Origin of the sequence: Clostridium taeniosporum, from assembly GCF_001735765.2 — a bacterium.
GTDB lineage: Bacteria > Bacillota > Clostridia > Clostridiales > Clostridiaceae > Clostridium > Clostridium taeniosporum.
Genome location: NZ_CP017253.2, coordinates 2161030 through 2181442, shown reverse-complemented (window position 1 = coordinate 2181442; position 20413 = coordinate 2161030). Strand labels below are relative to the sequence as shown.

Annotated in this window: 20 protein-coding genes and 1 pseudogene; 15 read left to right on the top strand and 6 right to left on the bottom strand. The window is 25.0% G+C overall.

Annotated features, from left to right (window positions below; genetic code table 11):
- Positions 1–16 precede the first annotated feature (16 nt).
- The 5 genes from BGI42_RS10020 to BGI42_RS10000 all read left to right on the top strand — a co-directional run bounded on the left by BGI42_RS10020 (position 17) and on the right by BGI42_RS10000 (position 5519).
- Complete coding sequence (locus BGI42_RS10020; RefSeq protein WP_069680172.1) at positions 17–3532, top strand: DUF11 domain-containing protein; 3516 nt, start codon at positions 17–19, stop codon at positions 3530–3532.
- A gap of 60 nt (positions 3533–3592) precedes the next feature.
- Positions 3593–4006, top strand: a complete 414-nt coding sequence (locus BGI42_RS10015) for a hypothetical protein (protein ID WP_069680171.1) — start codon at positions 3593–3595, stop codon at positions 4004–4006.
- A 116-nt stretch (positions 4007–4122) separates the two neighbouring features.
- Positions 4123–4593 carry an SPOCS domain-containing protein gene (locus BGI42_RS10010; RefSeq protein WP_069680170.1) on the top strand — a complete coding sequence of 157 codons (471 nt, stop codon included), beginning with the start codon at positions 4123–4125 and terminating at the stop codon, positions 4591–4593.
- A 17-nt stretch (positions 4594–4610) separates the two neighbouring features.
- Positions 4611–5096 (top strand): hypothetical protein, encoded by a 486-nt coding sequence (locus BGI42_RS10005; protein WP_069680169.1) that lies wholly within the window; start codon positions 4611–4613, stop codon positions 5094–5096.
- 27 nt (positions 5097–5123) lie between these two features.
- The gene (locus BGI42_RS10000; protein WP_069680168.1) at positions 5124–5519 is read left to right on the top strand and encodes a hypothetical protein; all 396 of its coding nucleotides are present in this window, start codon (positions 5124–5126) and stop codon (positions 5517–5519) included.
- Positions 5520–5751: 232 nt separating this feature from the next.
- Here BGI42_RS10000 and BGI42_RS09995 read toward each other — a convergent pair whose 3' ends face one another.
- The 6 genes from BGI42_RS09995 to BGI42_RS09970 all read right to left on the bottom strand — a co-directional run bounded on the left by BGI42_RS09995 (position 5752) and on the right by BGI42_RS09970 (position 9567).
- Positions 5752–6201 (bottom strand): hypothetical protein, encoded by a 450-nt coding sequence (locus BGI42_RS09995; protein ID WP_069680167.1) that lies wholly within the window; start codon positions 6199–6201, stop codon positions 5752–5754.
- 12 nt (positions 6202–6213) lie between these two features.
- Positions 6214–7335 carry a glycosyltransferase gene (locus BGI42_RS09990; RefSeq protein WP_069680166.1) on the bottom strand — a complete coding sequence of 374 codons (1122 nt, stop codon included), beginning with the start codon at positions 7333–7335 and terminating at the stop codon, positions 6214–6216.
- Between the two features lie 3 nt (positions 7336–7338).
- A complete protein-coding gene (locus BGI42_RS09985) occupies positions 7339–7842 on the bottom strand; it encodes a hypothetical protein (RefSeq protein WP_069680165.1) in 504 nt (167 codons plus the stop codon).
- A gap of 11 nt (positions 7843–7853) precedes the next feature.
- Complete coding sequence (locus BGI42_RS09980; RefSeq protein WP_069680164.1) at positions 7854–8261, bottom strand: hypothetical protein; 408 nt, start codon at positions 8259–8261, stop codon at positions 7854–7856.
- 9 nt (positions 8262–8270) lie between these two features.
- Entirely contained in the window at positions 8271–8480 is a 210-nt protein-coding gene (locus tag BGI42_RS09975; RefSeq protein WP_105165921.1) for a hypothetical protein, read from the bottom strand.
- Between the two features lie 769 nt (positions 8481–9249).
- Positions 9250–9567 (bottom strand): hypothetical protein, encoded by a 318-nt coding sequence (locus BGI42_RS09970; RefSeq protein ID WP_105165920.1) that lies wholly within the window; start codon positions 9565–9567, stop codon positions 9250–9252.
- Positions 9568–9773: 206 nt separating this feature from the next.
- Between BGI42_RS09970 and BGI42_RS09965 the strand changes: the two genes are divergently transcribed.
- The 10 genes and pseudogenes from BGI42_RS09965 (at position 9774) to BGI42_RS09915 (ending at position 20405) form a co-directional block, all read left to right on the top strand.
- Positions 9774–11468, top strand: coding sequence for a COG1361 family protein (locus tag BGI42_RS09965; protein WP_069680162.1), 1695 nt, complete (start codon positions 9774–9776; stop codon positions 11466–11468).
- 231 nt (positions 11469–11699) lie between these two features.
- A complete protein-coding gene (locus BGI42_RS09960; RefSeq protein ID WP_069680161.1) occupies positions 11700–12167 on the top strand; it encodes a hypothetical protein in 468 nt (155 codons plus the stop codon).
- A 90-nt stretch (positions 12168–12257) separates the two neighbouring features.
- The gene (locus tag BGI42_RS09955) at positions 12258–12734 is read left to right on the top strand and encodes a DUF3794 domain-containing protein (protein WP_069680160.1); all 477 of its coding nucleotides are present in this window, start codon (positions 12258–12260) and stop codon (positions 12732–12734) included.
- Positions 12735–12747: 13 nt separating this feature from the next.
- Complete coding sequence (locus tag BGI42_RS09950; RefSeq protein ID WP_069680159.1) at positions 12748–13230, top strand: DUF3794 domain-containing protein; 483 nt, start codon at positions 12748–12750, stop codon at positions 13228–13230.
- Between the two features lie 15 nt (positions 13231–13245).
- Positions 13246–14487 carry an SPOCS domain-containing protein gene (locus tag BGI42_RS09945; protein WP_069680158.1) on the top strand — a complete coding sequence of 414 codons (1242 nt, stop codon included), beginning with the start codon at positions 13246–13248 and terminating at the stop codon, positions 14485–14487.
- 128 nt (positions 14488–14615) lie between these two features.
- Complete coding sequence (locus BGI42_RS09940) at positions 14616–15425, top strand: DUF11 domain-containing protein (protein WP_069680157.1); 810 nt, start codon at positions 14616–14618, stop codon at positions 15423–15425.
- A 43-nt stretch (positions 15426–15468) separates the two neighbouring features.
- The gene (locus BGI42_RS16080; RefSeq protein ID WP_069680156.1) at positions 15469–16629 is read left to right on the top strand and encodes a hypothetical protein; all 1161 of its coding nucleotides are present in this window, start codon (positions 15469–15471) and stop codon (positions 16627–16629) included.
- 258 nt (positions 16630–16887) lie between these two features.
- Positions 16888–17697 (top strand): DUF11 domain-containing protein, encoded by an 810-nt coding sequence (locus BGI42_RS09930; protein ID WP_069680155.1) that lies wholly within the window; start codon positions 16888–16890, stop codon positions 17695–17697.
- 178 nt (positions 17698–17875) lie between these two features.
- Positions 17876–18238, top strand: a pseudogene (locus BGI42_RS16640) (hypothetical protein); the annotation flags it as partial.
- A 1021-nt stretch (positions 18239–19259) separates the two neighbouring features.
- Entirely contained in the window at positions 19260–20405 is a 1146-nt protein-coding gene (locus tag BGI42_RS09915; protein ID WP_069680154.1) for a glycosyltransferase, read from the top strand.
- Positions 20406–20413 lie beyond the last annotated feature (8 nt).

Below are 20413 nucleotides of genomic sequence, written 5' to 3'. Positions count from 1 at the left end.
AAATGGAGTGAGAATAGTGGATAAAAAGTACTTATTAGCAAGTGGGTTATCAATAAATACAAATCAAAAAAATGCAACATTATATAGTGAGATAGAATACAATATATATTTTGAAAATAAGTTACCAATAGATATATATAATTTAACTTTATTTATAAATATCCCAAAGGATACAAAATATAAAGAAGAAAGTTTATATGTAAATAATATTAGTTATTTTTTAGACAGTAGCAGAATATTTAAAATACCAATATTTAAATCTAGAGATTCATTAAAAGTAAGTTATAAAGTATATGTAAAGAAAATACCTAAAAGTGGTGGGATAAACAATCATATAAGTATAGCATATTCAGAAAATAATGATGAGTATATTAATGAAATAAAGAGTAATGAAATTATTACAAAAATAAAAGGTGTAAAGTTAGATATAATTAAGCAGTTAGACAAGGAAGAAATATGTATTAATGATAAAATATCTGAAAATATAATAATAAGAAATGAAGGCAATATAAAGGCATTTAATATAACATTAGAAGAAATAGTACCAGAAAATATAATGTTAGAATCTATTGTGATAAATAATAATCAGATTATAGGTACTAATAATAGCATTCCTATAGGAAATTTAGAACCATCAAAATCAGTAGAAATTAAATTTTATGGAAAAGTAATAGGCGTAAATAAAATTGTTGAAGACATAAAAACTATTTTAAATTATGATTATTTTGATGATTATAAAGATAATTATATACTAAAAAATCAAATAGAAAATAGTATACCAATTTATATAAAAGAGGCTCATATTGGAAATAAATCAATAGAAAAAAACTCATTAAAATTATATAGTGATAGAATATGGTTTAATAAACCAACAAAATTAAGTTTTAAAACATATAATATAGGAAACTTATCTATAAAACATGCTTTTATTAAGTTGGAAATATCCAATGGTATTAATGTATTAGATTTAATAATTGGAAACAAAGAAATTAAAGAAGATAAAGAAGACATATTAAAAGGAATAGAATTAAATAATATTAATTCTGGTGAGAAAATAAGTTTTGATGCTAATATTGAGGTAAATGATTTTAGTATAGAAGAAAAATATATTAAAGTTTTAATAGAATACGAATATTTTAATAAGGAAAAAAATGAATATGTAAAAAAAGTATATGAATCTAATGAAGTAAGTGTGAAAGGATACGGTGCCATTTTGACTGATTTAAATGGCAATAAATTATGTAAAAAATGTAATAAACAAGCTTGCTTAATTGGTGATGTTGTAAATTATACTTTAAGTATAAAGAATAGTGGTAATAGAAAATGTAAAAAGTTAAAATTTAAAGAAGAATTTAATGAGAATAGTGATTTTGTAATAGACTCGTTTAATGTAAATGATGAATTTATTTCTGAAGCAGATATATATAAAGGAGTATATATAGGAGATTTAGATATAGGAGAGAATTTAGATATATCATATAAATTAGAAGTTAAACAAATTGCAAAGATAGATTGGTTAATAAGTACCTCACATTTAGAGTATATAGAAGAAAAAATACCTAAGATAGTAGATACTACTTGTAAAGAAACTAGAATAATATATCCAGAATTAATTGAAGTTTATAATGATGATGAAATACATTATAGTAAAAAAGAAAATATAGAAAATTATGTTATTAAGTTAAAAAATATAGGAAATACCCAGCTTAATAATATAAAAATAGATTTAAAAAAACCAGATTATATAAATTTTGAGAATATAAAAATTGATGGATTAAAAGTTGATCAAGATTATTTTTGCAACAATATATTAAAGATTCCAATTATACAAAAACATGAAGAGAAAAATATAGAAATAGAATTAAATTTCATTGAAGGAAAGGCAAATTATGAATTTGAAATAAATGGACAAGTAACATTTAGCTATTTTGGAGTAGATGGAAAAGAAGAATTTGGTACATTAATTTTAAAAAATCAAAAATATAATATTATCTATGGAGATTTTAATGCAAAAGTAATAATAGATAAACCATATATGTTAAATAATAAAAAAACAGAAGGAATTATAGAAATTGAAAACATAGGAAATGTTGAGCTGTATGATATAAAAATTAATTCATACAAAAGTAAATATATGGATAGATTAAAAATAGTGAACGAAGAAAGTGAATATTTAGAAAAAATAGTAAGTCCTAATAATAAAATAACTATTCCTTTATCTATAATCCTAGATGATTTTGATAAAATAAAGAATATAAATTTTAGCATTGATTTAGAAGCTAATTATAAATTAAATAAAAAAGATATCATTATAAATAAGGAGATTAATGGGATAGAGATAGAAACAATAGATGAACAAGTAAAATGTACAATAGAAAGTGATAAAAGTGATTTTCTAGTAGATGATATCGTGCAATTTAATATTACTATAGATAATATAGGAAATCATGATTTAGAAGAAGCCTTTTTAAAAATATATATACCAAAAGAAATAAAAGTTATAGAAGAATTAATATATATTAAAAATAAGCCATATAGTTATTTTGATATAACAAAAGGAATAAGAATAGGAAGTATATTGGCAGATGAGAAAGTATCTATAAAATATTCAGGAAAAATGGAGAAAATAAATCTTAAAAAAGAAATTAACACATATTATAAAATAGAAGGTTATTACAATATAAATAACAATAATAATAAGATATATAAGGAATATAAGAGCAATACATTAATTAATAAGATAGAGAAGATTAGTTTAAAAGCATTTTTAACAGCGGACAAAAACATATTATTAAATGGCGAAAAAATAAAGTATACATCTACATTAATTAATGATGGAACATTACCTATAAGTATTAATTACAAGTTAGATAAAGGTAAAGAGTTAGAAGAGGTTAAAGGTTCTACTATATTAAATGGTAAAGTTTCTGGGGAATTAAGAGGTTTAATGAAAATAAACCCTAATGATGGTATTGTCATAGAAAAAACTTTTAGATATAAAGGAACTAGGGGTATTAATGAAGTATTGTTGCAAGGTATTGCAAATATATATTATGAAAATAATGATAGTCAATATGAAAAGTATAAAGAGATAAAAACGGAATTATTAAAGACGCAAATAACTAATACAATATTTAAGGAGCTTTTAGTTGAAGAAGTAATAGATATAACAACTATAAAGCCTAAGATATATGAAATAATAAAAATATATTTAACACCAAGTATAATTAATAAGAAGATTAGAAAGATACAAAGATGTTACGGTTATAATTCTAAAGAAGTTATTGGATATAAAGTAGAGTTTATTGGAAAAATAAACTATACAATAGAGTATATATCATATGAAGATAGTGAGGAAATACATTTATTTTCAAATGAAAATATTTTTACTTCAAGTATGCTGTTACCATATGATTTTATGGAAGGGGAAGAATTCCATATTAAATTAAAGGTATTAGATACAAGCTATAAAGTTATAGATGAAACTAAGATGTTTATTAATGCGAATATATTAATAAACACAAATATATAAAATATCATATATTAATATGGTGGAGCAGTATATTGATAAAGAAATAAGGGGTGTGGAATTATGGCTGTTATATATAATGAACACATAAGTGATGAAGGATATTATAACCAGTACAAAAATTATAAGAAGAAAAAAAAAGAAGACAATTATATTTATGATTTAAAAGTAAAAAAGGAGAAGATTTATAAAAGTAAATATATAGATTTAAATTTAGAAGTAACATGTAATGAAAAGTATTTAGATATACAAATGGATGAATTAAAATATATTAGAATATTTGGAACACTTAAAGATTCAAAAGGAAATATAGTTAAAAATAAGAAAATTACTTTATTTAAAAGTAAGTTAGTGAATTATAAAACTGAATATATTCCTGTTTGCGATATGATTACAGATGAAAGAGGGTTATATGAAGCATTAATAGAGGAGGATTATACAAATACTCATTATATAGTGAAAGTTTTAAATGGATAATTTTGTATATTTTTTATTTGAATTTTAGATTACGTGTGGGTTTTTAGTTTATTAATTCACACGTTAGTCTCAATTTAGATAAGAAACATATTAGTATATAAATAAAGGAGGATGTAATGATCAACATATATGAAAATTTAATTGAATATTCAGGAGTATCAGAGTATATTCCTAAAGATATTTCTTGTTATAAAGAATTTAATTTAGAAAGTGTAATAAATTTATCTTTTGATAGACCTAAAATGAAAGAAATAATAAAGACAAGCATAAAACCTAAAATAAATAGTACAAGAATAATTAATACTCCAACAGGAAAATCATTAGAAGGTCAAGAGCTAACAGGAAAAAAATATATAATTGAAGGACAAGTTAATATAAGAATAGATTATTTAAGCGAAACTGAAGATAATAAAGTACATTGTACTCGTTATAAACAGAACTTTTCTAGTGGTATAATTTTACATAGAAATATAGTAAATAATTCTATACTTATACCATCTATTTTTATAGAACAAATTAATGCAGAATTATTAAGTAATGAACAGGCATTAGTAATTACTACATTACTATCAACAGTTGAAGTGTAACTTAAAGGAGAGATAAAATGAATAGCTTAGATAATGGTATAGAAGTTTTTGGAGTAGCTGATTGTATAGACATAAGATCTAATTATTTTAAAGAATTTGATTTTCAAGTAAATAAAGAATTACAGGGGATAATAGTAGAAAAAATTTTATCAATTAATGTTAATATAAACATAGGGGATTTCGATATAATAAAAACACCAATAATGTTATCAAATGAAGGAGTATTTTTTAGTGGTTATAAACTGAAGGTTGAATTAATAATTGATATGAAAATAAAGTATATGTATGAAAATACTTTAGGATTGAGTAAAGATAAAATAATAAAAACCATATATATAGTTCTTCCATTAGAATATAATAATACAAATATGATTGATTTATTAAGAAAAAGAAAAATAATAATAAATTCATATGTAGAAGATATATATTGTGAATTAAGAGAAAAAAATATATTATATACAAATTTATCAGCAATAATAATTGCTGATTTTAATGAAAGTTAAATTATTATTAATAAAGTGAGGAAATAGATGATACAGATAGATATAGAATTTATGCATAAAGTATTAGATGATAAAATAGAAATACAAGAATTAATTAATATGGAAGTTGAGTTAAGGAATATAAAATATAATTATGTTGAAAATATTAATAGAAGTGTAATAATAACAGGAGAGATAATCTTTGATATAGAATATATACCAAAAGGAGAATTAGAAATTAGGAATTTAGAAATTGTAAAGCGAATATCTAAACTTGTGAATTTAGACAATTCAATATTCTATAAAGAAAATAATATAGAAAATACGGAAATAGTTAGTAAAGGTTTTAGACTAATTGAAGGGAATACTATATTTATAAACATATCCATAAATATGATAATGAATAAGAATAAATATAAGAATTTTGATTCATGTATTTTATAATTATAAAATTGGATGTATATTTAAAGTAAAAATAAATATACATCCAATTTTGTTAAGGCACATTGAAATAAACAACTAGTCAGTATGATAGTTTATTTTGTGAACTACTTTTTCTTTGGAACTTACTAATAGCACAACTATTAGCAGAATCAAAGCCACTGTATTTCACAAAATATCCGTGGCATCTTTGACTTGTTATTTATTTTCATATACCTAAATAGAGAAGATAAAATTAAAAAGTATTTTCTACTAATTCATAAATCATAGTTAAAAAAAGATCATTATAATTAGATTTCCACAAACACATTAATTTAGGGCATATATTAATATTTGAATTAATGTTATCAGAGACTATAAAATTTCCAATTGAGGAATACAAATTACGTATTTTAATACCAGAATTGATTTTATATTCAATTCTTAGTGAAATCAATATTTTTAAGTTATTTATATATTTAGATGTATTAGAAGAAGTTATACTTTTATCATAAAATGATATTGGAGATGATAATTTAGAGATAGATAGATCATATGATATATTTGTAATATCATCTAAGGAAAAATCTAATGAATAATTCAGATCACATATATTAGAACAAGTTTTAAAATTATTAGATTTATTAATATTTTTTATATTATCAATAGTTAATATAAACGAATTTTCTACTCTTTGCCATTCCATAAAATCATCTCCTTATATTTTCAAAACAGTTTTATAAATATCAAAAATAGAATTAAATATACAATCTATGTTAAATTTATCTAAAATAGAATAGAATTCTTCTTTATCAATATTATTTTCTTCATAATTATCAGAGTGAAAATCAATATTGTATGCATCTGAATAATCAGAAATATATATAGGGTAATTTTCTAAAAATTCTAAATTACTATAAGTTTGATATGTTAATATTTTTGTGTTTAAAAATAGTGCATATAAGGTAGTTACATTTAATTCATTAAAGGTATTTAAATTTATAAAGCATAAAGATGCATTTATTAAGTTGATTAAATCGTTATAACACAAAGAATTTATAAAAATTACTTTTGATGTTAAATTAATACGATCAATAAAAGAAATTAATTCATAATATATAGAGCTATTCTTATTGAGATATTTCAGGGATAAAACAAGTTTTACATCTCTATTCTCAGAATAGTGCTTAAATAATTTTAAGGTATCAATAAGGGTATTTCTAGTATTTATTTCACCAATATAGATATAGTAATCACAGTTAATATTAAATTTAGTTTTCACATAAGTTTTACTTAAAAGTTTACTTTTCCCAATTAAGTCAAATGTAATGGCAGGAGGAATAACATATATGTTTTCACCAGAGATTGAAAAAAAATCACATAAATCTTTTTTCATAAATCTATAAGGAACAATAATATAATCAGAAATATTTAGAGTATTTATAATCCTATCTAAATAAATTTTCCAATATAAATCATCTAAAGAGCTTGAAATATTTAATGGTAGAGTAGTATATATAGTAGATATTTTTTTTGTATTAAAATCTCTACATAACGAAAAACCATTGTGAAAACAATGATATATACTTATATTGTTATTATTTATAAAGTTCATTAATAAATTGTTATTTGATAAAGAAAAATCAAGTGATTTAATTTTAGGAAGTGTATTATTAATATTATCTAAATGTTTTTCAGAAAGGTTCTTTTCTTTTATAATTACAGGATTAATATTTTTTAAAGAACTATAAGTAAATAATGTTTTTAAATGACTAATAGAGTATTTAAAGGATTCACCATATCCTAAAAAACATGGCAAAGCATAATATAAAATATTCATAAATTAGATAAACTCCTTATCAAATAATAATTTAATTCTAGGGTCAGTAACATCATTATTAATGTTTGGATTAACAATCTGTTTAGTATTAATTTTATGCTCAATGGAAAAATCTAAAGCAGTAACTATATTAAAATCTATACTAAAATCAGAAGTCTTATAAGCATATCCATCTAATAAAAGTAAATTACAATGAGAAATTTTATTAAATGATTTATATTTTAGTATAAAATTGTAAGTATAATTATAAAAAATTCCTTTGTTGAAAGCATCTATTCCTATGATATTAAATTTGAATTCACAATTAAATATATTTAAATTCATATCTTGAAATAGTATAGATGAAGTATCAACTATACTTGAATTAATAGAGATTTCAAATAAATCATTAATGGAAGTTGTAGTTGTAATAGTATCTTTTACTATATCTATTGACATATTTTGAAGAAGTTTATCACTTAAAGTTTCTTTATCTGTTAAACCTTTAATAAAAATAGATTTATTCATATTATTAACTTTCAATAAGGCGATATAGATAAATATATATAAATAGTAGATGTATTTAATAGCTTTAAGTGAATATGTGAAATTTTTGGATTAAATTTATTAATGTCAAAACTATTAGCAATAGAAAAATGTAGAGGACAATAAATATAATCATTAAATATATTTATAGTACTATCATCATTATAATCTATATATTCTATGCTCAATGAAACATTACAAATACAATAATATATATTTTTAAATGTATTATTTTCACTATTAAAAATTAAATCTAAGTTAGAATATACTCGAATAATATTTTTAGGCTTAACATTATCAGGAAGATGTATTATTTTTTCTGTTATAGTTGCATTAAGATCGTTATATTCATTATCTATACCATAATATTCAATTGGTAAATCTTTGGAAAATGTATTCATAAAGTCTCCCTACTTTCTAACTAAAAAATTTAAATTTTGAGAAAATAATTTTAAAGATAGTTTAGGTTTTTCACCAAGTTTAAGAGTATATATATTAAAAAGATTAAGTTCATTAGATGAAAATATTAAGTTTCCTCTATTATCAGTATCTATATTTGAAATTATGAACTCTCCCTTAAATAATTCATTAAATGTTAAATTTTCAATATTAAATGACAATAAATAGCTTGTATTATTAGAGACACCCGAAATAATAGCTGTTTTGTCAGAAAAAAATACTATATTATTTAAAATAAAATCATCAAATGGAATTAGAATTTCCTGTATTGATTTATTTAATATATTAATTATCTTTAAATTATTTTTATTGCAGCTTAATAATATAGGAGTAAATTGGCTAAGAAATAAATTATCGAACTCCCATTTAATATTAAGTAGAATTTCATTGTATATATTTAAAGCTACTAGTTGCTTTTCTTTATCACTATGAATTATGAAGCTTAATATATTAGAATTAAAATTAAAACATTTAAATTTACATTTACCATTGTATTTATATAGTAAAATTTCTTTATCAGTTATATCTATAAGAGAGATACAATTACTATTTTCATAGGATTTATAAATAATAAACTTATTTTTTGAAATAGGGTAAAACCATTTTAAATATTTATCAGTGAATAGTAAAGTTTCATTGTTATTTATTAATGAATATTCGTAAATACTGTTGTTGTTATAATAAAAAAAAACATCATCATAAGAAGAGAAACAAATATATTCATAAGTTTTGGGTATAAAATTAAGCTGAACTAAATTATCAAAAAAAATATTAGATGAATATAAATAATTATTTTTTTATTATCACTTATTTTATAAATAATACTTAATGAATATAAAACTTTAATCTGACTAAATAGTAATAATGAAAAACAAATATAAGAAGAAGTCATATTTATTAATGAAAGTGAAAGAATATCACAAGTAGGTTTTAATTTTTTTTTACATTAATCTTATGTAAATCAAAACCATCAATTTTGTTAGGTAAATTAATAATTTCATGAGAATAAGATTTATATTTTAAGACATTTAATGATGAAGACCCTTCTTTGGTATATAAAATTTTAAGTATAAAGGAGATATTTAATATTAGGGTATTGTTAATGACATCCCAATTATCAATGATTTTATCGCAATTATAAGAAATAATATTGATATTGTCTATGTCTTCTAACTTTATATTAATATTTTTAATAGAGCTAAAATCCATATTATTTTGATTATAATTAAATGAATTATCTAAAAACACTGAATCCCCCCTATAAAAATTAACTATATTAATATTTATGTAATGGATTTATAAAATATAAGTAATTATAAAAATATTTAGATACATGAAATAGCAAATATATTTTGTAATAAAGAGATTGTAATTTGAATAATTATAATATTGATTATGTGTTGTAATTAAGACAATGTATATTAATTAAAAACTTAAAAGGGAGAAGGAGATTAATGGAAAATGATTTTGATAATACAATTCAACAAAACAAAGTTATTGAAAATGATCTAAACTTAAAAAATAATATAGATTTAGATAATTTGATTAACATACAACTTAAATCTAGTAATATAGATATAGGTTTAGGACAAATGTTTACTTATATAATAGAGATAGAAAATAATAGTGATTGTGAATTGATAGATGTAAATGTAGCACAAAAGATAGAAAAAAAATTAAGGTTATGTGATATTACCATGGGTTCTATAAAATTAAAAACTGTAGATAGTTACAATGAATTTATAACTTTTTATATAGATAAAATAAAAGCTAGAGATACTAAAATAATAGAAGTTATAGTCGAAGTTATAAGTGCTAATGATAAGGAAAATATTTTAAGTGAAATAAAATTGGAAGGAAAATATAGAGAAAATAAACAAGAAAATAATATAATAGCTAATTCTAATACATGCCTTGTTAATTTAATAAAACCTGAATTAATAATAAGAAAAAAATCGTTAGTTGTAGAAGCTATAGTGGGAGATATAGTGAAATTCAAGATTTTAGCAGAGAATGAAGGAAATGTAGACCTAGATAATATAATAATTAGGGATATACTAAAACCAGAATTAAAATTCTTAGATAATACTATTAAAATTAATGGATTAAGTGAACCTAATGAAAGCATATTGTCAGGAATAAATATAGGTTTATTAAAAGTAGGATGTACTAAGGAAATAACATTTGATGCAGAAATAATCTCAAGACCAAAATCGGGAATAGTAACTAATGTTTCTATTGGTCAGTATCAGTACAGTATACCAGGTGAAGATAAATTAAGAGAAGGTAATGCCGTAAGTAATGAAAATAGTATTTTAATACAATTGGCAAGTATAATGATAACTAAGAAATGTAATAAAGATAATATATCTTTAGGTGATGAAATTACTTATATAATTAATCTAGAGAATGATGGAACTTTGGAAGTTGAAAATATAGTAGTAAAAGAAGAAATTGAAGAATCACTAACATTAATTGATGGTAAATTTAATATTGATAATCAAGTTGTAAATAATATAGATTTATCTAAAGGGATATTAATAGGCAATTTAAAGGTTGGAGAAAAAAGAATTATAGGTTATAGTGTTAAATATGATAAAGCTAGTAGTTATGGAAGAATTATTAATACTACAAAGGTTAATTTTGATTATAAACAAAGTACAGGATTAGTATTTAGAGGAAAAGAGATTGAAAATAAATTAGAAGTTACATCAACAATTTCTACATTTAAGTATTTATCTAGATCAGAAAAAATATACAAAGAAAAGGATAAACCATTTATCGGAGAAGTTGATAATGTAAGTGCAGATATAGATATATTAGAATATCATATAGTTAAAACAATAGAAGGAAAATCAAATGAAGGACAAAAATTAACTGGATATAAGATAGTTTTGCAGGGAATAATAAAAGAAGTAATAGAATATTCGTCAGATGAATGCAACAGATCAATTTATATAACAAATGAACATATACCGTTCTCAACATTTATTGTGTTGCCAGACAACTTTAAAATTGGCAGTAAAATAAACATAGATTATAGTATAGAAGATATAAGTTTTGAAAGGAGAAATAAGGTATCTGTATATACTAATATATGTTTGTTGTTTGTAGCCAAAATAAGACCATATATATCTATAAAGTCTTAAAAATATTTAAAATTAAAATTTAATAATAAAATACTAAATTAGGATATCTTATTAATTTAAGTATCCTAATTTTTTTTTATAATTTATAATCACCATTTAAAAATATTTTAATACAATAATTATTATGAGAATACAGTAATAACAATTTAGAGATTATTAATTGTTATATTGTAACAATAAAATAAAAAAAGAATATATTATTAATGCAAAGATAACTTTAGGAGGTTAGTTATGAGTAAAAATTATTATAATTATGGTGAAAATATGAAATATGGAGCTCCATCTAATTCAGGGGCAAAACAATGTGTAGATGATTCATATGTGGTAGGAAATAGTATTGATTTTACTATTGATAATTGTGATAGCGAAATCAAAGCAGATGTTACTGTTAGTTACAGAGAGAGTGTAAGAGTTTGGGGACAAGTAAGAGATTGTTCATGTCAACCAGTACCATATGCATATTTAAAATTAATAAAAGTTACAAGCAATGGTGAATATGTTGGAGTTGCTCATACAATAGCAGACTGCTTAGGTTTCTACCAATTTGATATTTGTCCATGTACAGATGGAACATCATTTAGATTATTAGTAGGTAAGGCATCTACTGGTGGAGAAGAAAAAATAGTTTCAACAGGATTAGATGGAACAAATTGCAATCCATGTGTACCATGTGGAACACCAAAATGTGATTGTAGATAGCTTATAATGCAAAACTGATTTGCTGGTATATTAATACTAGCAAATCATTTTATGAGTTTAAATTTGATAGAGATTGTAAGGAGGATGAATATGGCATCTGTTGTTAGGGGATTAATTGAGTATAATGGAATTGATAATTGCATAAGAAGTCGTATGAAAAATTTCAAACAAGTTAATTTTGAAAGTACTTTTTGTGTACCATGCCAAAAACCTGATATAGAACAAATTATAAAGGTATCAGCGGATACTAAAATATTAAAATATGAAATAGTGAAAACACCTGTAGGATTATCATTAGAAGGCCAAAAAGTAACAGGCTATAAATTATTAGTTAGTGGTGATATAAATTACAAAATACAATACGTTGCAGATGAAACTACCCAATCTGTGCATACATTTCATGAAAGTATTCCATTTTGTGGGTATATAGTTTTACCAAAAAAATTTAATAAAGATTCATATATTAATCCATCAGCATTAGTAGAAGATATATCAGTAGAACAAATGGATGAAAGATGCGTATATGGAAATATAAATCTATTACTAATTGCGGATATAAGTTGTTAAAGGAGGATCAAAAATGGCAATATTTAAAGGAACCTGTACACAAGGTATATTACCTAAAGAGGCAACTTATTTTAAGGAAGAAGAGATATCAGAAATTTTAACAATACCATGTGAAAAACCAGATATAGAAAATATATTATCAGTTATTGTTTCACCAGAAATTGAAGATTTAAGAATTGTAGAAACTGAAGTGGGAAAATCAAATGAAGGTCAAGTTCTTACAGGTAGTAAACTTGTAATTGAATTAAGATTAAAAGAAAAAATAACTTATGTAGCAGATGAGCCAACGCAATCTGTTCATGCAGCTCATTATGAAAATCTTAAGAGTTTTTTTGTCATAGTACCTAATGAAATAGATGGACATAATGTATGTGATTTACTTCGAGCTAACAGAATAAGCGTAAACAGTTATGTAGAGTCTGTTCATACAAGAAAGTTAGATTGTAGAAATATATTTAAATGTATACTTTTATTTATAGATGTAAAGTTCTGTTAGAAAGGAGAGGAAGTTATGGCTGTTAATAATATAGATGAATGTAATAGTAATATAATATTGCAAAAAAGTGTAGATAAAGAAAATGCAGTAGTAGGAGATATTATAAAATATAATATATCTATTATTAATCAAGGTGATATATTAGTTAATAATGTTACAATTATAGATACTTTAGTAAGTGAATTAGAATTTAAAATGGGTAGTGTAGTTTTATGTGATATACCATTACCAGATGAGAGTGTATTATCTGGAATTGATATTGGATGTCTTAAACCAGGACAAATTAAGACATTAACATTTAAAGCTAGAGTTATATGCAGGCCTAGTAGCGGATATATAGAAAATAGTGCTATTGCAAAGTTTAATTATGATGCCAATTTAGATAATTGTTTGAAGACAATGGATGAGACTAGTAATATAGTATCTATAAAAATAGATGTTGCTGAAGTAAAAATAATAAAAACTGCAGATAAAAAAATAGCATCTAGAGGAGATATTGTATCATATGAAGTTAAACTTATAAATGTTGGAACTTTGGAAGCTAGAAATATTTTATTTACCGATAAGTTACCGCCTGAAGTTTGTTTAGTTGATGATACTTTTGAAGTGAATGGAAACCCAATTAATAATATAGGTCATGATATAGATGTATACGTAGGCTCTATAAATCCTGGAGAATATATTATAGTAACTTATAGAGTTATTGTTAAATCTTCAAATTGCAGTGGATTAATTATAAACAAAGCTTCAGTAAATTTTGATTATAATATATGCAATGGGGATTTTGGTAAAAAAATTTCTAGATGTAATGAATATGAAACAAGTGAAGTTAGTCTTGGAATAAGTACGTTTAAACAAATATCAATAGATGATAAATTATGTATACCATGTGTAAAACCAGATATAGAAGAAATAAATGATATGAAAGTGGAAGCCAAAATATTAGAATGTCATGTTATAAGCACTCCATCAATTATATCAAATGAAGGACAAATATTATCAGGATATAAATTAATTGTTAGAGGTGTGTTAGAGGAATTAGTTGAATATACATCTGCTACTGAAGAACAATCAGTACATTCAGCACATTATTCAATACCATTTTCAAGTTTTTTAATATTACCATCAACTTATGTAGTTGGAAGTAAAATAGATATAGAGGGTAAAGTTGAAGATATTTATTATAAGAAAATAGATTCTAGATGTTTCTTTAAAAATATTACAATTTTAATTAATGCTAAAATAATGTCTTGTTAATCAATAAAATATTTGTAACAAAATATATTATGTAATCATATAATATATTATCTATAAAGCAAATCAAAACAATAATTTTTTGGTTATTAGTATTGGTTATAAATGCTTTGAAAGGAGAAAAATAGCGCGTGGTAGAATTAAAAGTTTTAAAAAGTGCTGATAGAAGCTACGTTTTTTTTGGAATATCAAATAGAATAAAATATTCTATCTCTATAACTAATATAGGGGATACTAAAGCTACCTCTGTAAAAGTAAAAGATTTAATGAGCAAAGGAGCACAATTTATACCAGGTACTTTTACAATAAATGGATGCTGCCAAGATATAAATGGAATTAACAGAAACATTAATGTAGGCTCAATAAAACCAGGATCCAATACAATAATAACTTTTGATGTTGAGATTGTAGAATATAACCCTCCATCAGAAATAGTAAATAAGGCTATTGTAACTTATTGTGATGAGAATGGGAATGTATTAGTAGCTGAAAGTCAAGAGTTAGTAATACCAATAATTAAAATAAATGTTGGAATGAAAAAGACAGTTGATAAATGTACTGCAAAAGTTGGAGAAATAGTAAGTTATTCTGTATTAATTACTAATAACAGTAATATCAAAATTGATAATGTTGTATTTTATGATTCATTACCAAAAGAAGTACAATTATTACCAGCAAGTGTTTTAATAAATTTAGAGCCTCAATATAATGAAAACTTTGATGGTGGAATACCTTTAGGAACATTAAATGCTTATTCAAGTATTATGATAAGTTTCCAAGTTGTAATAGTTTCATTACCAAATTCAAAATTATTAAAGAATAGTTCAACAATAGAATTTAGTTATACCATTTTAGATAATGGAATTCCAGTAACTTCTTTAGGTGAAGCTTGTAGTTGTGAGGTAATAACTAAAGTTCTTGATAGTATTTTACAATGCTAATGAAAAACAAAGTGATGATTTTAATTAAGAGGAGTGTTATTATATGAGAAATCAATATTTATATAATAGAAATAATACAGGATATAATGACTGTAATAAAGGATATAATGACTGTAATATTTGTTGCAGTTCTAATGGTGTTACTAGAGTATGTCCTCCAGGTCCTGTAGGACCTAAGGGATCAACAGGAGCACAAGGCCCAACAGGGGCAACAGGAGATAGTCCAGTTATAGGACCTAATGGAAATTGGTTTATTGGTGAAGTAGACACTGGAGTTCCAGCACAAGGCCCAACAGGAGCAACAGGTCCATGTTGTACAGGCCCAACAGGAGCGACAGGAGATAGTCCAGTTATAGGACCTAATGGAAATTGGTTTATTGGTGGAGTAGACACTGGAGTTCCAGCACAAGGCCCAACAGGCCCAACAGGAGCAACAGGAGATAGTCCAGTTATAGGACCTAATGGAAATTGGTTTATTGGTGAAGTAGACACTGGAGTTCCAGCACAAGGCCCAACAGGAGCAACAGGTCCATGTTGTACAGGCCCAACAGGAGCGACAGGAGATAGTCCAGTTATAGGACCTAATGGAAATTGGTTTATTGGTGGAGTAGACACTGGAGTTCCAGCACAAGGTCCAACAGGCCCAACAGGAGCAACAGGAGAAATAGGTCCAACAGGAGCAACAGGTCCATGCTGTACAGGTCCAACAGGAGCAACAGGAGAAATAGGTCCAACAGGAGCAACTGGAGTTACAGGCCCTACTGCACCTACAGGCCCATTTTTATCTAGTTTTATTGAGGTTTCACGTAATACAGATCAAACTTTGAATGCTAATGATACAGTTGATTTTACACCTGTAAGCACTGCAGGAACTGCTCTTAGCTTTAATGGTACAGATACTATAACTATTAATGAACCAGGTCTTTATTATGCAGATTTTTCTGTCGGTGTCACTGAGCCAGATGGTCCAAGTTCTTTTGCTTTATTTGTAGATGGTAATATAACTGTTGCAGCTCCAGAGCCTGTACTAGGACCTAATGGTGGAGGTAATATAGCAGGTGGAACATTAATTAATGTAACAACAACTCCAGTTACTATTACTTTAGTTAATACTAGTGGTGTAACTAGAACTATCTCAGGAGTTGGTGGCGGTTCTGCAGCTGATTTACGTGTATTTAAATTTGCAGATGGACCATCAGTATAGAAAATATATAAATTGAAAATATAATTTAGTATTATTAAAATATAGATAATCAAAAATAAATTTTAAGGCACATGTTTTATTTAAGACATGTGCTTTTTAGTAATATAAATTATTAGTAAATAAGGTATCAGTGTTATAGAAATGAAGAAGAACAAATGGATATAAGAAATCATATAATGATTTATGATGCTTAGAATAAATAAACTAAATTTAGTTTATTTATAATTAGAAATGCTTTAGAAAGGAGAAAAATAACACGTGGTAGATTTAAAAGTAGTAAAAAGCGCTGATAAAAGCTATATATTTTTTGGTATATCAAATAGGGTAAAATATTCTATAGTTATAACTAATGTAGGAGATACAAAAGCTAATTGTGTAAAAATAAGAGATATAATGAGCAAAGGAGCATACTTTATACCAGGCACTTTTACAATAAATGGTTGCTGTACAGATATAAATGAAATTAATAGCAATATTAATATAGGATCAATAAAACCAGGTTCAAATATAATAGTTACTTTTGATGTTGAGGTAGTAAAGTATAATCCACCATCACAAATAGAAGATCAAGCTATAGTGACTTATTGTGACGAAAATACTAATATTTTAACTGCTTACAGTCAAGTGTTAACAATACCTGTAATTAGAATAAATGTTGGGATGAAAAAGACAGTTGATAAATGCACTGCAAAAGTTGGTGAAATAGTAAGTTATTCTGTATTAATTACTAATAATAGTAATATCAAAATTGACGATGTTGTATTTTATGATTCATTACCAGAAGAAGTACAATTATTACCAGCAAGTGTTTTAATAAATTTAGAGCCTCAATATAATGAAAACTTTGATGGTGGAATACCTTTAGGAACATTAAATGCTTATTCAAGTATTATGATAAGTTTCCAAGTTGTAATAGTTTCATTACCGAATTCGAAATTATTAAAGAATAGTTCAACAATAGAATTTAGTTATACCATTTTAGATAATGGAATTCCAGTAACTTCTTTAGGCGAAGCTTGTAGTTGTGAGGTAATAACTAAAGTTCTTGATAGTATTTTACAATGCTAATGAAAAACAAAGTGATGATTTTAATTAAGAGGAGTGTTATTATATGAGAAATCAATATTTATATAATAGAAATAATACAGGATATAATGACTGTAATAAAGGATATAATGACTGTAATATTTGTTGCAGTTCTAATGGTGTTACTAGAGTATGTCCTCCAGGTCCTATAGGTCCTAAGGGATCAACAGGCCCAACAGGAGCAACAGGAGAAATAGGTCCAACAGGTCCAATTGGGTTAACAGGAGCAACAGGTCCATGTTGTACAGGTCCAACAGGAGCAACAGGAGTAACCGGAGCAATAGGAGCAACAGGTCCAATTGGGTTAACAGGGGCAACAGGTCCATGTTGCACAGGTCCAACAGGAGCAACAGGAGTAACCGGAGCAATAGGAGCAACAGGTCCAATTGGGTTAACAGGAGCAACAGGTCCATGTTGTACAGGCCCAACAGGAGCAACAGGAGTAACAGGACAAACAGGAGAAACAGGAGTAACCGGAGCAACCGGAGAAACAGGAGCAACCGGAGCAACCGGAGCAACCGGTCCATTAATAACTTCAAATAATGCATTTATAGTAAGTGAACAGCCAACTCAAGCAATAGCAGATACAACTCCTATTCCACTTACTACAAATGTAGTAATTAATGGAACAGCAATTACTCATACTGCAGGATCAACTGATATTGTATTAGCACCAAATCAACAATATTTGGTCGTTTATAGAGCCGTTGGGTTTGATACAGGTTTACCAGCAGGTAGTTATTATAATCTTAATTTAACATTAGATGGAATTTTGGTTGGTGGAACAGATGCAGGTTCTACTTCAACTGGAACACCTCCTAGTCCAGAAATGACTGGAACAGCTATTGTAAACACTGGAGCTGGACCAAATATTTTACAACTAATAAATGCATCTGGAGGAACTAGAACATTTGATGACGTTCAAATTTCTATTGTAAAATTAGCTTAATAAATTAGATATAGATTAAATAGAGTTGTATTTGATTTATAAAACCAATGAATGGGGCTGTCGCACTAAAAAATAGTGCGAAGCTCTTTTTTAGTGCAAAAAAATAAATCTCAAACTCCTCAGAGTTATATCAATTAAAACTTCAATTAAATATTAATTATATGATACCAGTTAATGATTCAGTACGTTTACTAAGTGAATTTGTAGAGGAGATGGATTTAGCAGATTTGTATTCGACTTATTCCTGTATTAAAAGGTTTATATAATTTAGAAAATCCAAGACTCTATGGGCAAGCCCCATAAGAACGTCATACAACAATAACATCTTTAAATACAGTATCTACTAGAGGACAATCAGGATTAATACTTCTAGTTAGTGTGGGAGATAGAGTGCTATTTGTAAGTTGACAAAGAATGACAGCAACATAAAAGAAAAAATTTATGGTACATATTTTGATTAAGTTTCATATTATAAATAAGTGATTTTTTTAATAGGAATATTGTTTTCTTGTTAAATTTATTCTATTTTATAAGATTGATAAGATTAATGTTCATATAAATTAACAGAACGATTTTAAATGAAGGGAGTTATTATATGGGAAAGAAAATAACACTAAGTTTATGCATGATAGTAAAAGATGAAGAAAAAACATTAGAGCGTTGTTTAAATTCAGTAAAATCTTTTATTGATGAAATTATAATTGTTGATACTGGATCTAAGGATTCTACAAAAGATATTGCAAAAAAATTTAATGCTAAAATTTATGATTTCAAATGGGTAAATGATTTTTCTAAAGCTAGAAATTTTTCATTTAGTAAAGCAACTAGTGACTATATTTTATGGTTAGATGGTGATGATTTTATAGATCAAAAGAATATAAAAATTATTGAGAATTTATTATCAAGCTTTAATAAAAGTTATGATTATGTAAGTGCTGAATATATTTTAGGACGAAATTCTAATGGCGAAATTAATTATTCTTTAAGAAGAAATAGAATTGTAAAAAGATCTATGAATTTTAAATGGATAGGACATGTACATGAATATTTAGAAGTTTATGGAAAAAGATTGGTTGGAGAGTTTGCAATAGAGCATGGTAAGGTAAAAGAATATACAGATAGAAATCTTCAAATATTTAGAGATATGGAGAAGAAGAAGGTTATTTTTACTCCAAGGGATCTTTTATATTATGCAAATGAATTAAAGGATAATGGATATTATAAAGAAGCTGTTAAAAATTACAGGAAATTTTTAGAAACTAAACAAGGGTGGATAGAAGATGTAAAAACAGCGTATTCCAAAATAGTTGATTGTTATAAATTAATGGATATGAAAGATAAGATACCAAGAATAATTTTTGAATGTTTTCAAGTAGATATTCCTAGAGCAGATATTTGTTGTTCACTTGGAGAATATTATTTAGAAAAATCTAAATTTAAACAAGCAGCATTTTGGTACAGAACAGCTTTAGATTGTAGGCATGAAAAAGAAAATCCAGCAATTGATTTTAAAGATTACTATACATGGATCCCAAGTCTTCAATTATGTGTATGTTACTTTCAAATGGGGAAATTAAACTGTTCTTATTTCTTTAATGAGTTAGCAGCAACATTTGTACCAGATTTAGATAAGATTGAATATAATAGAAAATATTTTAAAGGAGAATTTAAAAGAAGACAGGTATTTCCACCAAAAATAGAATATCCAATAAAAATAAGTGATTACATTAAATATTTATAAGGAGTTTT

Excerpts from the sequence above, each read along its gene's own strand:
- BGI42_RS10015 (WP_069680171.1), top strand. The coding sequence starts at position 3,593 with ATGGCTGTTATATATAATGAACACATAAGTGATGAAGGATATTATAAC.
- BGI42_RS10010 (WP_069680170.1), top strand. The coding sequence starts at position 4,123 with ATGATCAACATATATGAAAATTTAATTGAATATTCAGGAGTATCAGAG.
- BGI42_RS10005 (WP_069680169.1), top strand. The coding sequence starts at position 4,611 with ATGAATAGCTTAGATAATGGTATAGAAGTTTTTGGAGTAGCTGATTGT.
- BGI42_RS10000 (WP_069680168.1), top strand. The coding sequence starts at position 5,124 with ATGATACAGATAGATATAGAATTTATGCATAAAGTATTAGATGATAAA.
- BGI42_RS09995 (WP_069680167.1), bottom strand. The coding sequence starts at position 6,201 with ATGGAATGGCAAAGAGTAGAAAATTCGTTTATATTAACTATTGATAAT.
- BGI42_RS09990 (WP_069680166.1), bottom strand. The coding sequence starts at position 7,335 with ATGAATATTTTATATTATGCTTTGCCATGTTTTTTAGGATATGGTGAA.
- BGI42_RS09985 (WP_069680165.1), bottom strand. The coding sequence starts at position 7,842 with ATGAATAAATCTATTTTTATTAAAGGTTTAACAGATAAAGAAACTTTA.
- BGI42_RS09980 (WP_069680164.1), bottom strand. The coding sequence starts at position 8,261 with ATGAATACATTTTCCAAAGATTTACCAATTGAATATTATGGTATAGAT.
- BGI42_RS09965 (WP_069680162.1), top strand. The coding sequence starts at position 9,774 with ATGGAAAATGATTTTGATAATACAATTCAACAAAACAAAGTTATTGAA.
- BGI42_RS09960 (WP_069680161.1), top strand. The coding sequence starts at position 11,700 with ATGAGTAAAAATTATTATAATTATGGTGAAAATATGAAATATGGAGCT.
- BGI42_RS09955 (WP_069680160.1), top strand. The coding sequence starts at position 12,258 with ATGGCATCTGTTGTTAGGGGATTAATTGAGTATAATGGAATTGATAAT.
- BGI42_RS09950 (WP_069680159.1), top strand. The coding sequence starts at position 12,748 with ATGGCAATATTTAAAGGAACCTGTACACAAGGTATATTACCTAAAGAG.
- BGI42_RS09945 (WP_069680158.1), top strand. The coding sequence starts at position 13,246 with ATGGCTGTTAATAATATAGATGAATGTAATAGTAATATAATATTGCAA.
- BGI42_RS16080 (WP_069680156.1), top strand. The coding sequence starts at position 15,469 with ATGAGAAATCAATATTTATATAATAGAAATAATACAGGATATAATGAC.
- BGI42_RS09915 (WP_069680154.1), top strand. The coding sequence starts at position 19,260 with ATGGGAAAGAAAATAACACTAAGTTTATGCATGATAGTAAAAGATGAA.